General features: G+C 70.7%; 16 protein-coding genes. 5 read left to right on the forward strand and 11 right to left on the reverse strand.

Features of this window, described 5'->3' with window-relative positions; translation table 11 throughout:
* Positions 1–83 precede the first annotated feature (83 nt).
* Both JMO03_RS02245 and JMO03_RS02250 read left to right on the forward strand, forming a co-directional pair.
* Positions 84–1,094: a hypothetical protein gene (locus JMO03_RS02245; protein WP_202839774.1), complete on the forward strand. Its 1,011-nt coding sequence runs from the start codon at positions 84–86 to the stop codon at positions 1,092–1,094.
* Positions 1,091–1,525, forward strand: coding sequence for a hypothetical protein (locus JMO03_RS02250; RefSeq protein ID WP_238345817.1), 435 nt, complete (start codon positions 1,091–1,093; stop codon positions 1,523–1,525). The genes JMO03_RS02245 and JMO03_RS02250 overlap by 4 nt, the downstream gene beginning before the upstream one ends.
* Here the strand turns inward: JMO03_RS02250 and accC are convergent.
* The 4 genes from accC to aroQ are packed head-to-tail and all read right to left on the reverse strand — an operon-like array spanning position 1,522 to position 4,303.
* A complete protein-coding gene (accC, locus tag JMO03_RS02255) occupies positions 1,522–2,889 on the reverse strand; it encodes an acetyl-CoA carboxylase biotin carboxylase subunit (protein ID WP_202839776.1) in 1,368 nt (455 codons plus the stop codon). The two genes, JMO03_RS02250 and accC, sit on opposite strands and share 4 nt — an antisense overlap.
* Positions 2,882–3,319 carry a four helix bundle protein gene (locus tag JMO03_RS02260; RefSeq protein WP_202839778.1) on the reverse strand — a complete coding sequence of 146 codons (438 nt, stop codon included), beginning with the start codon at positions 3,317–3,319 and terminating at the stop codon, positions 2,882–2,884. The genes accC and JMO03_RS02260 overlap by 8 nt, the downstream gene beginning before the upstream one ends.
* Before the next feature lie 17 nt (positions 3,320–3,336).
* On the reverse strand, positions 3,337–3,813 hold the full coding sequence (gene accB / locus JMO03_RS02265; protein WP_202839780.1) for an acetyl-CoA carboxylase biotin carboxyl carrier protein: 477 nt from the start codon (positions 3,811–3,813) through the stop codon (positions 3,337–3,339).
* A gap of 43 nt (positions 3,814–3,856) precedes the next feature.
* A complete protein-coding gene (gene aroQ, locus JMO03_RS02270) occupies positions 3,857–4,303 on the reverse strand; it encodes a type II 3-dehydroquinate dehydratase (RefSeq protein WP_202839782.1) in 447 nt (148 codons plus the stop codon).
* 248 nt (positions 4,304–4,551) lie between these two features.
* Here aroQ and JMO03_RS02275 point away from each other — a divergent pair, with 248 nt between their 5' ends.
* Positions 4,552–5,175 carry a glutathione S-transferase family protein gene (locus JMO03_RS02275; RefSeq protein WP_202839784.1) on the forward strand — a complete coding sequence of 208 codons (624 nt, stop codon included), beginning with the start codon at positions 4,552–4,554 and terminating at the stop codon, positions 5,173–5,175.
* 4 nt (positions 5,176–5,179) lie between these two features.
* Here JMO03_RS02275 and JMO03_RS02280 read toward each other — a convergent pair whose 3' ends face one another.
* From JMO03_RS02280 to JMO03_RS02300, 5 genes are all read right to left on the reverse strand, one after another.
* Positions 5,180–5,779 (reverse strand): TlpA family protein disulfide reductase, encoded by a 600-nt coding sequence (locus tag JMO03_RS02280; RefSeq protein ID WP_202839786.1) that lies wholly within the window; start codon positions 5,777–5,779, stop codon positions 5,180–5,182.
* Positions 5,776–8,175 carry a protein-disulfide reductase DsbD family protein gene (locus JMO03_RS02285; protein ID WP_202839816.1) on the reverse strand — a complete coding sequence of 800 codons (2,400 nt, stop codon included), beginning with the start codon at positions 8,173–8,175 and terminating at the stop codon, positions 5,776–5,778. The genes JMO03_RS02280 and JMO03_RS02285 overlap by 4 nt, the downstream gene beginning before the upstream one ends.
* Entirely contained in the window at positions 8,172–8,501 is a 330-nt protein-coding gene (gene cutA / locus JMO03_RS02290) for a divalent-cation tolerance protein CutA (protein WP_337926341.1), read from the reverse strand. Before cutA ends, JMO03_RS02285 begins: the two co-directional genes overlap by 4 nt.
* Positions 8,502–8,576: 75 nt before the next feature.
* Entirely contained in the window at positions 8,577–10,442 is a 1,866-nt protein-coding gene (locus JMO03_RS02295; RefSeq protein WP_202839790.1) for a hypothetical protein, read from the reverse strand.
* Positions 10,443–10,469: 27 nt separating this feature from the next.
* Entirely contained in the window at positions 10,470–11,423 is a 954-nt protein-coding gene (locus JMO03_RS02300; RefSeq protein WP_202839792.1) for a GNAT family N-acetyltransferase, read from the reverse strand.
* A gap of 221 nt (positions 11,424–11,644) precedes the next feature.
* Between JMO03_RS02300 and JMO03_RS02305 the strand changes: the two genes are divergently transcribed.
* The gene (locus JMO03_RS02305) at positions 11,645–12,061 is read left to right on the forward strand and encodes an acyloxyacyl hydrolase (RefSeq protein ID WP_238345818.1); all 417 of its coding nucleotides are present in this window, start codon (positions 11,645–11,647) and stop codon (positions 12,059–12,061) included.
* Between the two features lie 78 nt (positions 12,062–12,139).
* On the opposite strand, the gene alr is transcribed toward JMO03_RS02305, so the two are convergent.
* Both alr and JMO03_RS02315 read right to left on the reverse strand, forming a co-directional pair.
* Positions 12,140–13,246 carry an alanine racemase gene (gene alr / locus JMO03_RS02310; protein WP_202839796.1) on the reverse strand — a complete coding sequence of 369 codons (1,107 nt, stop codon included), beginning with the start codon at positions 13,244–13,246 and terminating at the stop codon, positions 12,140–12,142.
* Between the two features lies 1 nt (position 13,247).
* Positions 13,248–14,531: a D-amino acid dehydrogenase gene (locus JMO03_RS02315; protein WP_202839798.1), complete on the reverse strand. Its 1,284-nt coding sequence runs from the start codon at positions 14,529–14,531 to the stop codon at positions 13,248–13,250.
* A 224-nt stretch (positions 14,532–14,755) separates the two neighbouring features.
* Between JMO03_RS02315 and JMO03_RS02320 the strand changes: the two genes are divergently transcribed.
* Positions 14,756–15,229 (forward strand): winged helix-turn-helix transcriptional regulator, encoded by a 474-nt coding sequence (locus JMO03_RS02320; protein ID WP_202839800.1) that lies wholly within the window; start codon positions 14,756–14,758, stop codon positions 15,227–15,229.
* Positions 15,230–15,404: the final 175 nt, after the last annotated feature.

Consider the following 15,404-nt stretch of genomic DNA (forward strand, 5'->3'; position numbering starts at 1 on the left):
CGGACGCGATAGAATCGTCGCGCAAGCTGGTGCGGTCCGGCGCAAGACGCGCCGGCGGCCGTGGGCCAACCCTGGAGCTGTCGATGCAGGTCGGCGAAGACAATGCGTGGCGGGACGTGGGCGGGCGGCGCTGGCGGCCGCGCACGGTCCTGCTCGCCGCGACGGGCATGCTGCTCGCGGCAGGGCTGCTGGCGCATCGCCTGGATCGCGGCGTGGACGGCGTCGGAACGTCGACGGCCCCGCCGAAGCCCGCACCGACGACCGTGGCCGGCGATGGTGCGCGGCGCGAAGCGGCCACGCCCCGCGCGGTGGAGGACCGCCTGCGCGGCAACGCCCCGGTGCGCGAGGCGAACCCGGCCGATGCCGTTCCGTCGCGCAGGCGTGATTTCGAAACGACGGGCGACCTGTTCGAGTATTCGCAGCGGCTGCTTCCGGCGCTGCGCGAGGGCGATCCCGAAGCCGCCTGGCTGATGAGCCGGGTGGTCGACTACTGCGCGGTGTATGCCGCGGATCCGGCCGCGTTCGCGCGCGACAGCGCGGCACTCGCGGGCACGGGCCTTCCCGCATCGGAGGCGATGAACGCCGCGCGCGCCCGGGTCGACGCGCGCTGTCGCCGTTTCACTCCGGCCGACGGCCTGTCGCAGGTGCGTGTCCGCCAGCTGCGGCTGGAAGCGGCGCGCGGTGGCAGCCTGGCGGCGGAAGCGGAACTGCTGGCGCGCCGAGAGCCGCTGTCCACCGCCAGCGACTACGGCAACGCATTGCTGGAACGGATCGGCAGCGCCGGGGATGCGGAGGCCTTCGGTGCGATGGCCACGGCGGTCGACGTGCCCGGCTGGCTGTCGATGCTGGATCAGGACGTTGCGCCGCAGTACCACGCGATCGTCTGGCAGCTGGCTGCCTGCCGCATGGGAGTCGATTGCGGGCCGCAGAGCACCCTGATGACGTCCTATTGCGTCAACGGCGGGATCTGCTCGCGCAGGGCCGGGCAGGGTTTCGAGGAGTTCGTCTACGACGCCGCGGTGCCGCGGCAGAGCACCGACCTCGTGCGCGACGCGGTGGTGGCGCTGGTGGATCGTTTTGGAGGAGCACCATGAAGTACGACATGAGGAAGCGCAGGCTCGCGGCGCTGTTCTGGATCCTGCTGTTCGCGGTGTATTCCGTGGCTGCGATCGGGGTGACCGTGCTCGACGCGGGCGAGGACCAGTACGCGGACCTGTCCCAGGTCTCGCCGGTCACCGTCCACGCAAGCGAGGACATGCGCAACCTGGGCGCGGCGCAGATGGCGGCGTTGTATCGTGCGCAGAGCGGCGCGCCATTCGCTTCGCTGGCACCGGGGAGCACGCTGCGGATCGTGTGGCCCGATGGATCCAGCGAGTACGTGGTGGTGACGAATCCCGCCGCCAGCGACGGCATCGTGCCGATCCCCGGCACCCAGCGCGACGCCGCGGATCGGCCGGTGGAGAATGGGCGCGTCGAGCCTCCCGCGGCCATCGGGGGCGGGAGGCCGCTGCTGCAGCACGACTAACCGATCGACAGCGCCTTGTCCTTGCGCTCGGCCAGGCGCTTCTCGAGGTAGTGGATGTTCTGGCCGCCCGACTGGAAGCCGGCGTCGGCCATGATCCGCTGCTGCAGCGGGATGTTGGTGCGGATGCCGTCGACCACCATCTCCGACAGCGCCACGCGCATGCGCGCAATCGCCTGGGCGCGGTCTGCGCCGTGCACGATCAGCTTGCCGATCATCGAATCGTAGTTCGGCGGCACGCTGTAGCCCTCGTAGATGTGCGAATCGACGCGCACGCCGGGGCCGCCGGGCGCGTGGAAGTGCTGGATCAGGCCGGGCGAGGGCAGGAAGGTCTCCGGATCCTCGGCGTTGATCCGGCATTCGATCGCGTGGCCGCGCAGCACCACGTCTTCCTGGCGGATCGACAGCCTCTGGCCCGAGGCGATCTTCAGCTGCTCGCGCACCAGGTCGATGCCGGTAACCATCTCGGTGACCGGGTGCTCGACCTGGATCCGGGTGTTCATCTCGATGAAATAGAAACGTCCGTCCTCGAACAGGAACTCGAAGGTACCGGCGCCGCGGTAGCCGATGCGGATGCAGGCTTCCACGCAGACCTTGCCGATCTGCGCGCGCTGTTCGTCGCTGATCCCCGGAGCCGGCGCTTCCTCGACCACCTTCTGGTGCCGCCGCTGCATCGAGCAATCGCGCTCGCCCAGGTGGATGGCATTGCCCTGGCCGTCGGCGAGCACCTGGATCTCCACGTGGCGCGGGTTCTCCAGGAACTTCTCCATGTAGACCATGTCGTTGCCGAACGCGGCCTTGGCTTCCTGCTTGGTGGTGCCGATGGCGTTGGCCAGGGCCGCCTCGGTATGGACCACGCGCATGCCGCGTCCGCCGCCGCCCCCGGCGGCCTTGACGATCACCGGGTAGCCGATGTCGCGGGCGATCTTCAGGTTGGCGTCGACGTCGTCGCCGAGCGGACCGCCGCTGCCGGGGACGCAGGGCACGCCCGCTTCCTTCATCGCGCGGATCGCCTCGACCTTGTCGCCCATCAGGCGGATGGTGTCCGCCTTCGGCCCGATGAAGACGAAGCCCGACTGCTCGACGCGCTCGGCGAAGTCGGCGTTCTCGCTGAGGAAGCCGTAGCCCGGATGGATCGCCTGCGCGTCGGTGACCTCGGCGGCGGCGATGATCGCCGGCATGTCGAGGTAGCTGCGGTTCGACGGCGCCGGGCCGATGCACACCGACTCGTCGGCCATCGCCACGTGCTTGAGATTGCGGTCGACGGTGGAATGCACCGCGACCGTGCGGATGCCCAGCGCGTGGCAGGCGCGCAGGATGCGCAGCGCGATCTCGCCGCGGTTGGCGATGACGACTTTATCAAGCATGGGGAGCTCGGGAATCGGGAATGGGGAATGGGGAATCGGGTGGCGGCACCGGCGGCGGGGACGTGTTCGCGAGCGCTTTCATCTGCGCGGTCAATCGGGCGAACACACGATCGATCAGTGCATCGAGGGCTTCCGCTCTCGTGGCGAAACCAAGGCGCAGTGCGATCTGCATCTGCGTGTCGACTTCCGACAGAGATCCCCGCGCCATGGCGAGGAATCGCACGTAGTCGGCGCGCGAGCGTCGCGCAGCGCCCTCGGCGATACTCGATGGAACGCTGACCGCGGCCCGTCGCAGCTGGCCGGTAAGGCCGAAGCGTTCGGAATCGGGAAAGCCCGCGGAGAACCGGTACGCGGCTTCGACAGGGTCCATGGCATCACGCCAGACCTCCAACCCCTCGTGGGGTCGCTTCACCGATGCCCGATTCCCCATTCCCGATTCCCGGCGCTTCAGCCGATCACGAACAGCGGCTGGTCGAACTCCACCGGCTGGCCGCTCTCGCCGACGATCGCGAGCACGGTGCCGGAGGCGTCGGCCTCGATCGGGTTGAACATCTTCATCGCCTCGATGATGCCCAGGGTGTCGCCGGCCTTCACCGCCTGGCCCACGGCGACGAACGGCGGCTTGTCGGGCGCGGGCGACAGGTAGAACGTTCCGACCATCGGCGACTTCACGACATGGCCGTCGGGCAGGCCGGAGCCGGCCTCGGCCGGCGCGCGTCCGCCGGTGGCGCCGTCGACCGGGGACAGCATCGGCATCACCGGCTCGGCGCTGCGTGGGGCGGCGGGCGCCGGCGCGTAGACCACAGGGGCGCCGCCGCTGCCGCGCGAGAGGCGCACCGATTCCTCGCCCTCCTTGATCTCGATCTCGGCGAGGTTGGATTCCTCGAGCAGTTCGATGAGTTTCTTGAGCTTGCGCAGGTCCATGGGTGGCCTCTTGGTATCCGGGGCTGCAGAACGGGAAGTCGGGTCAGGCGTCCGGCGCCAGGTGACGCAGGGCCGCATCCAGCGCGTAGCGGTAGCTGTCGGCACCGAAGCCGCAGACCACGCCGACCGCCTTGTCGCTGAAATAGCTGTGCTGGCGGAAGGGTTCGCGGGCGTGCGGGTTGGACAGGTGGATCTCGATGAACGGAATCGCCACCGCGGCGAGCGCGTCGCGGATCGCCACGCTGGTGTGGGTGAAGGCGGCCGGATTGATCAGGATGAAGGCGGTGCCGTCGGCACGGGCGGCCTGGATGCGCTCGACCAGCACGTGCTCGGCATTGGACTGCAGGCTCTCCAGGGCATGGCCGGCGGCATCGGCACTGGCCTTGAGTCCGGCGTCGATGTCGGCCAGCGTGGCGTGACCGTAGACCTCCGGCTCGCGGGTGCCGAGCAGGTTGAGGTTGGGGCCGTGCAGGAGCAGCAGCTTGGCCATCGGCAGATCGGCGGTGGGACAGGCGCGCAGTCTGGGCCAAGGCGTGGATGGTGTCCAGTTCGCCGAAGTTTGAAGGAGTTAAGCCTTTGTTGGAGTTGTGGCTCTAATCACGTTCCACTTGAAACCGGAATCGCCGCGGTGCGCGGCCGTGGATACGATGCCGCGGCACCGGGACCGGGGCTGGCCACGATGTCGATTTCCGGCGCACAGTTTCGACGATGCACGCGCACAGATTCCGAGGACCCCGAATGGCCCCTCCCCCTGCCGACACCCTCTATTACTCCCACAATCTCAATCCGCGCGTGGCGGTGGCCGTGGCCCGGCACCTACGCGCGCCGCTGCGGTTCGTCCGCGCCGACCCGATGGGCCGCGAGCGCGAGGCGTTCCGGCCGATCAACCCGAACACGCGGGTGCCGATCCTCGTGGAGCCGGCGCTGACGCTGTGGGAGACCGACGCGATCGCGATGCGCCTGGCAGAGCGTTTCGACGAGAGCTTCTGGCCGCCGGCGCAGCGTGCCGAGGTGATGCTCTGGGTCAGCTGGGCCGCCCATCACTTCACCGGCGCCGCCGGGGTGTTCTACTTCGAGCACATCGTCGTACCGCGCTACTTCGACCGGGCGTCCGACCTGGCGGCGTTGCAAACGGCGGATCGGGATTTCCGCGAGTTCGCCGCCATCCTCGACGACACGCTCGCCGGCCGCCGCTGGCTGGTCGGCGATGCCCCGACCTATGCCGACTTCCGCGTGGCCGCGGCGCTGCCGTTCGCGGAAGAGGCGCGGATCCCGCTCGAGCCGTTCCCGCGGATCCGCGCCTGGCATGCGCGGCTGCAGGAGTTCGACGCCTGGCGCGAACCCTTCGCCGGACTGGACTGACCGCTCAGTGCGCCGCCCAGCGGTCGATCTCGCCGTCCTCGAACGGCCCGATCTTCTGCTTGAGCAGGCGCCCGTCGGCCGAGACCAGGATCGAGTAGGGCAGCACGCCCCTGGGGTTGCCTAGGCGCACGCCGGCATCGGCCGGACCCGGCACGTCGATCGCCTGCGGGTAACCCACCGGGATGCGGCCCAGGAACTCGTGCACCGCCTGCGGATCGTCCAACGCCAGGCCGAGTACCTGCATGCCGCCCTCGCCCTGCGCGCGGGCGAAACGGTCCAGTTCCGGCATCTCCTTGATGCACGGGCCGCACCAGCTGGCCCAGACGTTCACCAGCAGCGGGCGACCGGCGAAGTCGCCGGGCAGGCGGATCTGCCCGCCATCGAGCGCGGCGACCTCGACCGCCGGCAACGCTTCTCCGCGCCGCGCCACCGCCTGGCCATCGGGCAGCGGCGGTGCGCTGGCGGTCAGCGCGTCGTTGAGCACGCGCTGGCCGAGGTCGCTGCCCAGCAGCGGTCCGGGCCCGGTCGCCAGCAGTGCGGCCAGCAGCCCCATGCCGCCCGAGACAGCCGCCACCAGCACGATCCGCAGCGGCGTGATCTTCATCGCGCGGCGCGCGCCAGTGCCGAAACCACGATCTCATCGCTCAGCAGCGCAGGCAGCACCTCGCCCTCGCCACCGCCGGCGGGGTAGACCACGTACAGCGGCACGCCGACGGCGCGGTGCTGGTCGAGGAAGGCGGTGATCGCGGGATCGGTATTGGTGTAGTCGCCGACCAGGTAGGCGGCGCCGACTTCGCGCAGGGCCTCGCGGAAGGCGGGCTGCGAGAGCACGCGGCGCTCGTTGGCCTTGCAGGTCACGCACCAGTCGGCGGTCATGTTGACGAACACCACGCGACCCTCTGCACGCAGCGCCTGCAGGCGTTCGGGCGTCCACGCCTGCTGCAGCGCGTCCGCGGCCTCGCTCGCGCGCGCCGGTGGCGGCAGCGTCCCGACCTTCCACACCGGGTACAGCGCCAGCAGCGCCAGGGCCAGCGCCAGCACGCGCCCGGGCAGGCGGCCGGTCCAGCGCCTGCGCTCGTGCCACCACAGCGCCAGCGCGAACACCGCCAGCCCCACCGCCACCAGCGCCATCGCATCCACGCCGCGCTGCTTGCCGAGCACCCACAGCAGCCAGATCGCGGTCAGGTACATCGGGAACGCCAGCACCTGCTTGAAGGTTTCCATCCACGCGCCGGGTTTCGGCAGCCGGTCCGCCAGCGCCGGCACGAAGCCGACCAGCAGGAACGGCAGCGCCAGGCCCAGGCCGAGCATCAGGAACACTGCCAGCGCCAGCAGCGGCGGAGCGGTGAAGGCGAACGCCAGCGCGCCGCCCATGAACGGGGCGATGCAGGGGCTGGCGACCACGCAGGCGAGCACCCCGGTGAAGAAGTCGCCGGCGGGCCCGCTCCGCGCCGCCAGCGACTGGCCCAGGTTGCCGAGGCCGCCGCCGAGCGTGAACACACCCGACAGGCTCAGCCCGACCGCGAACATCAGGTACACCAGCGCGGCGACGAACCACGGCTGCTGCAACTGGAAGCCCCAGCCCAGCGCCTGTCCACCGGCGCGCAGTGCCAGCACCAGCAGGCCGATCGCGGCGAACGCGGCCAGCACCCCGAGCGTGTACCAGAGCGCATGGCTGCGTGCGCGGGCACGGCTTTCGCCGCTCTGCGCCAAGCCCAGCACCTTCAGCGACAGGATCGGCAACACGCAGGGCATCAGGTTGAGCACCAGGCCGCCGAGCAGGGCCAGCAGCAGCGCGCCGAGTGCGCCGCCTTTCGGCGGCAGCGCGCCCGGCGGGCGCGTACGCGCGGCGTTGTCAGCGGAAGCGTCGGGGGCGGGTGTGGCGGCGGAGGCAGGGTCGCTTTCCGCGCCTGGCAAGCCGGGGGCGGAAAAAGCGGGAAAACCGGGGTCAGAGTCACTTTTCCCCGACTGGCCTGGAGGCTCCGGAGAATCAGCCGGGAAAAGTGACTCTGACCCCGCTTTTCCCGTCGGCACCGCCACCTCCACCGTGCGCGTCATCGGCGGATAGCAGATGCCCTCGTCCTGGCAGCCCTGGAAGGTCGCGGTGAGGGTGACGCGGGCCGCATCGGGATTGCTTCGGCGCAGCGGCAGCGGCACGTCGACCTGGTCGAAATAGACCACCACTTCGCCGAAGTGCTCGTCGCGATGCGCCTTGCCCGGCGGCCAGCGCGGCGTATCCGCGGTGATGCCGGCGGGTTCGTCCACGCGGAAGCTGCTGCGGTCGCGGTACAGGTAGTAGCCGGGCGCCGGGGTGAAGCGCAGCAGCAACGCATCGCCGCCGTCGGCGATCGCCTCGAAGCCGAACGCCTGTTGCGGCGGCAGCGGCAACGCCTGCGCGCGGCCGGCGGTATCGGTGCCCAGCAGCGGGGCCGGGGGCCGAGCACCCGACAGGGTGCGACCCAGGGCCGCGAAACCGGTATCGCCCGTGGGCGCGGCGCCGGGCGCGGTGCGCGAACCGGCAGCAGAAACCGCCGCGCCCGGAGACGCACCGGCGGCAGGCAAGGCCACGCGCAGTTCGCGCGTCTGCGGCGGGTAGCAGATGCCCAGGTCGGCGCAGCCCTGGTACTTCACCTGCAACGTGACCTGGTCGACGCCATCCGCGGCCGCGCCGGTGAACACCGCGGTCAGTTGCCGGCGGTAGGTCTCGACCTCACCGAAGAACTCGTCGGTATGGCGCTTGCCCGCGGGCAGTTGCAGCGGATTGGACTTGAAGCCGCCGCCGGTTTCCTGCACCGCGGTGCGGTGGCGATAGAGGTAATAGCCGTCTGCGATCTTCCATTCGATCTCGATCCGCTCGCGCGACACCGCGCGCGCTTCGAGCACGAAGGCCTCGTCCACCGGCAGCAGCTGGCTCTCGTCGATCGCGACCGCAGGCAGCGTGGCCCCCAGCAGCGCCAGCACGGCGAATGCGCATCGCAAGCGTCGCTGCAACAGGTTCACTCGTCGGCTCCGGGGCGGGTTTCGGCGGCGAGCCAGTCCAGGTATCCGGGCAGGCCGCCGGCGATATCGACCGCGATCACCTCGGGAAGTTCGTACGGATGCAATGCCACCACGCATGCGGTCAGCGCCTCGAGCCGTGCGCGCATCGTCTTGGCGACCAGCAGCACTTCGTCGGCGCGTTCCACCGCGTCCTGCCAGCGGTACACCGACGTGATCCCCGGCAGGATGTTCACGCACGCAGCCAGCCGCTCGGCGACCAGCGCGTCGGCGATGCGGCCGGCGGTGCCGGTATCGGGGCAGGTGCAGAAGCAGGCAACGGCGGTCACGGCAGGGCGCGGCTGTGGATTCGGGCCGGATAGGGTAGCCGACGCCGCCCGCGGCCGCGGCGGCATGCAGCCGGCTCAGCGCCGCGAGAGATCGTCCGGGCGCCGGCTGCGGCGGAACCGCAGCGCCTGGCGCCAGCGCCGGCTGTTGATCAGCCCGCGCGAATGGAACAGCGCCAGCATCACCGCCACCGTCGCCACGCTCGCCGCCAGCGCGTAGCGCAGCTTGGCCCAGGCGCCGTCGAAGCCGAAGTCGATCAGCTGGAATACCACCTGCAGCATGCCCAGGAAGGCGACGTAGAACAGCACCCGTTCGAGGAACTTCTCGGATTTCTGCGCCTCGTTGTCGCGCAGGTCGTCGACCGTCTGCTCCAGCTCGCCGACCACCTTGGCCCAGTATTCCTCGCGCTGGTTGATGCCGCGCACCGTCTCGATCGATTCGTAGAACTCGCGCTCGGTGTCGTAGCGCAGCACGTTGAAGTAGCGGTGCCTGGCGACGTGGTTGAAGGTGTCCAGCCGGAACCGGCGGAACGCCTCGAACGCCTCGTCGGCCACGTGGGTGGAATAGGCGCGGGTGTCGTCGATCGCGTCGGCGTGCAGCAGGCCGTCGCGTTCGAGCTTCTCGATCAGGCCGCGCACCATGGCCTCGTAGGTCCGCACCAGCGACTCGTTGTGCATCGTCATCAGATGCACCAGGAACAGGTAGGGACAGGTACCGATCCAGCCGCGCCCGACCTCGAGGCTGCGCGAACCGGCCACCACTTCGTACACCGAGCTCTGGGTGGCGTAGACCAGGAAATGGCTGTCCTGGTCGTCGATGCCGGCGGGCGGGTAGATCGGGTCGGTGCCGTCCTGGATCTCGGACACGTCCTGGCGCAGGAAGTCGAGGATGTTCTGCAGGAAGCCCGAGACGAAGTAGTAGTCCAGGTGCGCGGGCGGGCAACGCCCGGGTTGCAGGTCGGCCTCGTCGTAGCGGTTGCGGCCGTCGCCGCCGCGGGCAGGGCGGATCGCGGTCAATTCGCGCAGGCCGGTCCGCAGTTGCGGCCGCAGCAGGGCGAAGAAGTACGGATCCTGCAGCAGGAACACCGTGCGACAGCGCAGTTCGCCGAGCGCGCGCGGCGGGGCGTGGTCCGGGCCGTCGACAGAGAGCAGCAGCCGGCGCCACAGCCCGCCTTCGCGCGAGGGTGGTGCCATCTCGAGGCCGCGACGCGCCAGTGCGACGCGCACGCCCGCCAGCAGGCTGGCCGCGTGCCGTTCGAACATCGCCGCCACGTAGGCCTGCAGTGGCAGCGCCGCGCCGGCCAGGCGCGAACGCACGCGCAGGCCGTCGTCCCCGCCGTCCAGCCAGCGCGTGCCCTCGCTCGGGAACACCGCCTTCTGCAGCAGCGACAGCGCGTAGTAGTGCGCGTGGTCGTGCGCGTAAGGCAGCTCCAGCGACAGGTGGTAGGTCAGCGCCGTGTTCGAATGCGCGACCCAGAACGCGCGGCAGCGCGCCGCCAGCCGCACCGGCGCCGACAGCGCCAGGGCGAAGCGGTCGCCCTCGGTTTCCCAGCGCACGTCCGCGGGGAACGCCAGCTCCACCTCGTCGCAGACGTTCTCGCCGTCGGCGTCGTCGCCGCGGCGCGGATCGCTCGGCGTGTCGAGCAGGAAATCCTGGATGAACAGGCCGCGCTGGCGGTCGGCGATGTCGTTGAACAGCGGCTCGATGGCGTGTCCGAGGCGGCGGCTGTCCTGGTAGTCGTCGGCGTCGGGGTCGTCGTCGCCGCGGAGCGTGGCGAGCAGGGCGCGGTTCCAGTAGCAGCGTCCCTCGCGGTCGGTCACCAGCGCCTGCATGCGCGCTTCCTCGACCAGGAACGACAGCGTCAGGTGCAGGCGGCCCGGCCCGTCGCGCAGGGCCAGCGCGTCCTCCAGCAGGGATTCGATGGTGGGTGCTCCGGCGATCATGCGGTCCCCGTCGTGGCCGGGCGTGCGCTACCCGGTCGCGAGCCCGGCCAGGCGTTCGCGAAACCCCCTTCGCGGCGCCTCGCGGCCGGACTCGGCGCGCAATGCGGGAAGATGCGGCAGCGGATCGAGCAATGCAAATCCGCCGCCCTGCGCGCAGCGCCCGGCGCACAGGTCCAGCTGCGCACGCGTGGCCGGCTGCGCGCGCGGGTCGCCGTCCTTCAGCACCGAGATCGCGAAGAAGCGTTCGAGGTGGGCGCCGAGCACGCAGGCGTCGAGCGTGGTGCCGGGCGCGTCGACCACGCCCAGCATCAGGCCCGAGTCGGCCGCCTGCGCCTTCGACAGCGGCGGCTGCAGGTAGGGGAAATCGAGGATGCGCGCGCCGAGCCTCGCCCAGACCGCGACCCGGTCGAACTGGTCGATGCCGGCGACCGCGTTGTCCAGTGCGTAGGCGTCGGCCTCCATCAGCAGTGGGTCGTTGAGCTCGATGAACATGCGCAGCGACAGCGTGTCGGCGTCCGCGCCGGCGCCGGCGAACGACATCCGCGCCAGCCTGCGGCTGGCCGCGACCATGTCGCGCAGGTGCCCGCGGCCGCGATGCGCGGGCGTCACGAACACGTAGTTGAGGTTCATCGCCAGCTGGGGGGCGCCGTCGTGAGCGGCGACCGCGTGGCAGATGAAGTTGGCGCCGCCGACCACGTCGCCGTCGCGCTCGGCCACCAGCACCCATTCGCGGAAAGGCCCGAAGCGCGCGAGCAGCCGCGTCTGCGCATCGCCGTGGTTGAGGGCCAGGCAGGCGAGGAAGCCGTCCCGGCCCTCCTTCTCGTCGGGCAGCACGAAGGCGTGGTCGTAGGCGGCGAAGAAGCGGTCGAACACCGCGTCGCCGCGGGTCGACGCGCACACCCGCAGCGGACCGCAACGGCCGGATTCGATCGCGAAGTCGGCCTCGGCATGGCCGGAAAGCGCAGGCGGCGGAGCGATCAAGCAGGGCGTCCGGCGGGAAGGCAGGACAGGGTAACCGGCTGCCCGGCCGGAACGCAGTGTGCCGGCGAAACCGGCGAGGCGGCGCTGCGTTTCGCCCCGGCTGGTCTTATCCTTCCGCGGTCTCCCCAGGCCTGCCACCCATGCCGCCATCGATTCGTATTGCCTCGCGCCGGCTCGCCGTCCTGGCGCTTCCTCTGCTGTGCGGGTGGAGTGCCGCCGCCATGGCCGACGAATTCGAGGTCGGGGCCGGCGTCTCCTTCACACGCGACAACGAGGACACGCCGGTCGTGGCCGTCGCCTGGCTGCCGGCCTGGCGCGAATTCCGTGGCGGGATGCTGCACTGGGAGCTCGGCGCGATGCACATGCGCGGGCGCAGCGATTCGGACTACGGCAACGGCGACGACGTCACCCTGCTCCACGGCGGTCTGCGTTACGAGCGCCCGAGTGGCCTGGTCGGAGGTTTCGGGGTCGGCGTTCAGAGTGGGGAAACCGGTGCGCTCTCCGGCTCGCCGCAGTTCATCAGTACGATCGGGTGGCAGTGGGGCCGGTTCTCGCTGCTGGCCCGGCACATCTCCAATGCCAGCCTGCACCAGCCCAACGACGGCGAGACGATGCTGCAGGGGGCTTGGCGGTTCTAGGCGCTCTCACGCTCCCGTGGCGGGTTGCCGTGATGCATGGGCGCGTCGCCGGGATCCAGGTCGCGGCTGAAGCCGCTCCTACGACGGGGGCGTTGCCGGGAACGGGCCTTGGCCGGCGTATCGGAGCGGGACGCGCTTGAGGCCGGTCAGCAGGCGATAGGGGCTGTTGCCGCTGCGTGCGGCGACGTCGGCCACCGGCAGGCGCGGGCCCCACAGTTCGATGTCGCTGCCCAGGCCGGCCGCGGGGTGGTCAGTCAGGTCCACGGTCAGCATGTCCATCGAGACCCGTCCGATCAGCTCGCCCGGCCGGCCGTCGATGACCACCGGCGTGCCCGAGGTGGCGTACTGCGGGTAACCGTCGGCATAGCCGGCCGCGACCACGCCCACCCGCGTCGGGCGCGTGGTGGTGAAGGTGCCGGCGTAGCCGATCGGCTCGCCCGCGGCGAGCTCGCGCACCGCAATCACCTTCGACTCGAGCCGCATCACGGCGCGCAGCGCATCCGCTTCCGCGCGCGGCGCGTCGAGCATGTGCGAGCCGTAGAGCATCAGCCCCGGGCGGGACCAGTCGCGGCGCGAATGCGGCCATGCCATCAGCGCGGCCGAGTTGGCCAGGCTCGCCGGGGTGCCGGCGGGCAACTGCGCGAGCGCAGCGTCGAAGGTGGCGAGCTGGGCGCGCGTGCTGTCGTGGCCCAGTTCGTCGGCGCGCGAGAAATGGCTCATCGCCACCATCGCGTCCACCCACGGCAGCGCGCGCAGGCGCTGCCAGGCGGGCAGGTATTCGTCCGGCGACAGGCCCAGCCGGTGCATGCCCGAATCGAGCTTCAGCCAGACCCGCCACGGACGCGAGGCGCGATGTCGCTCGAGCGCGTCCACCTGCCACGGCGTGGCGACCACGGTCCACAGGTCGTGGCGTTCGACCAGCGGCAGTTCCTCGACGTCGAAGAAGCCTTCCAGCAGCAGGATCGGCGCGCGGATGCCGCTTTCGCGCAGTTCCAGCGCCTCCTCGATGCAGGCCACGCCGAAACCGTCGGCCTCGCCCTCGAGCGCGCGCGCGCAGGCGACCGCGCCGTGGCCGTAGGCATCGGCCTTGACCACGGCCAGCGCCCGGCCGCCGCCGAGCGCGCGCGCATGCCGGTAGTTGTGACGCAGGGCGTCGAGGTCGATGGTGGCGCGGGACGGGCGCATGTCAGCGCAGCCCGGTCGGGATCGGCCAGGGGCGGTCGTAGCGCGAGATGTCGAGGCCCTCGGGGTCGATCGCGGGCGTGCGCCCGTCGACCAGGTCGGCCAGGTACCGCGCCGAACCGCAGGCCATGGTCCAGCCCAGCGTGCCGTGCCCGGTGTTGAGCCAGAGGTTGCGGTAGCGCGTGGCGCCCACCACCGGCGGGCCATCGGGCGTGGACGGGCGCAGGCCGCTCCAGAATTCGGCGCGATCGAGGTCGCCGCCCTCCGGGTACAGGCTGCGCACCACCATCTCCAGCGTCTCGCGCCGCCTGCGCGGCAGCGAGCGGTCGTAGCCCGACACCTCGGCCATGCCGCCGACGCGGATGCGCTGGTCGAACCGGGTGATCGCGACCTTGTAGCTCTCGTCGAGCACGGTGGAGTGCGGCGCCAGCTCCGGGCGGACGATCGGGATGGTCAGCGAGTAGCCCTTGAGCGGGTACACCGGCAGGCGGACGCCCAGCGGCGCCAGCAGCTTGGGCGACCAACTGCCGAGGGCGAGCACGTAGGCGTCGGCGGTCTCGGTGCGTCCGCCGATGCGCACGCCGGCCAGGCGCTCGCCATCGCCCAGCAATGCCTGCACCTCCTGGCCGAAGCGGAACTCCACGCCCGCGCTGGCGGCCAGCGTCGCCAGCCGGGTGGTGAACAGGTGGCAGTCGCCGGTCTCGTCGCCGGGCAGGCGCAGCGCGCCGGCCAGCGTGTCATTCACCCGGGAAAGCGCCGGCTCGACGCGGACGATGCCGTCGCGATCGAGCAGTTCGTACGGCACGCCGTATTCGCGTAGGACGGCGATGTCGCGTGCGGCGCCATCGAGCTGTGCCTGGGTGCGGAACAGCTGGGTGGTGCCGAGGGTGCGCTGTTCGTATTGGATGCCGGTCTCGCTGCGCAGTTCTCCAAGGCAGTCGCGGCTGTATTCGGCCAGCCGCACCATCCGTGCCTTGCTGACCGCGTAGCGGTGGTGGGTGCAGTTGCGCAGCATCCGCCACAGCCAGCGGTACTGTTCCGGATCGCCGGTGGGGCGGATCGCGAGCGGCGCGTGGCGCGAGAGCAGCCACTTCGCCGCCTTGAGCGGAATCCCCGGCGCCGGCCAGGGCGAGGCATAGCCGGGAGAAACCTGCCCGGCGTTGGCGAAGCTGGTTTCCAGGGCGGGACCGGGTTCACGGTCGACGACCACCACGTCGTGGCCCTGCCGGCGCAGCGACCACGCCGTGGTCACGCCGATCACGCCGGAGCCCAGGATCAGGATGCGCATCGCCTGTCGCCTCGCCAGAAGCCATTGAAGGATGGTGTCTCAACGGTCGTCCGCCACGTGCGACCGGCGGGCAGGACGCTGCCCTGCCGTCCGCGGTCGCCACCGCGGGCAGCTGTCGCGGAACCGGGGTATCAACCAGTATAGGAAGTCAGATCCAGTTGATTATTCCGATTTGCCTCGAAACGGCAGTTAATATTCCTGTCGAGACCGTCCCGGGCAGGACCATGAAGTCGCGCGAACTCGACCGCATCGACCGCCGCATCCTGCGCATCCTGCAGCAGGAGGGGCGCATTCCCTTCACCGAACTGGGCGAGCGGGTGGGCCTGTCGACCACGCCGTGCACCGAGCGCGTGCGCCGGCTCGAGCGCGACGGCGTGATCACCGGCTACCACGCGCGGCTGGCGCCGGCCTCGGTGAAGGCCGGGCTGCTGGTGTTCGTGGAGATCAGCCTGGCCTACAAGTCCGGCGACATCTTCGAGGAGTTCCGCCGCGCGGCGCTGAAGCTGCCCAACGTGCTCGAATGCCACCTGGTGTCGGGCCATTTCGACTACTTGATCAAGGCGCGCATTTCGGAGATGGCCTCGTACCGCAAGCTGCTGGGCAGCACCCTGCTCACCCTGCCGCACGTGCGCGACTCGCGCAGCTACATCGTGATGGAAGAGGTCAAGGAGACGCTGGAGTTGCCGGTCGCGGATTGATGGCGCGCCTGCGATGCGCATCGCGCTCCTGCGCGCCGGGCGCCGTCGTTGAAGCGATGTGCGTGTCCTGCATTTGCGGCGCGTGGCGTCGCGCGTGACGCAGCGGTCCAGGACATCCGTGCCGCAGCTGTAGGGTCTCGCCGCGACCTGACGGGCCCCGCTTCGGCCGGCGGGC

Origin of the sequence: Luteimonas saliphila, assembly GCF_016774335.1 — a bacterium.
Lineage (GTDB): Bacteria > Pseudomonadota > Gammaproteobacteria > Xanthomonadales > Xanthomonadaceae > Luteimonas > Luteimonas saliphila.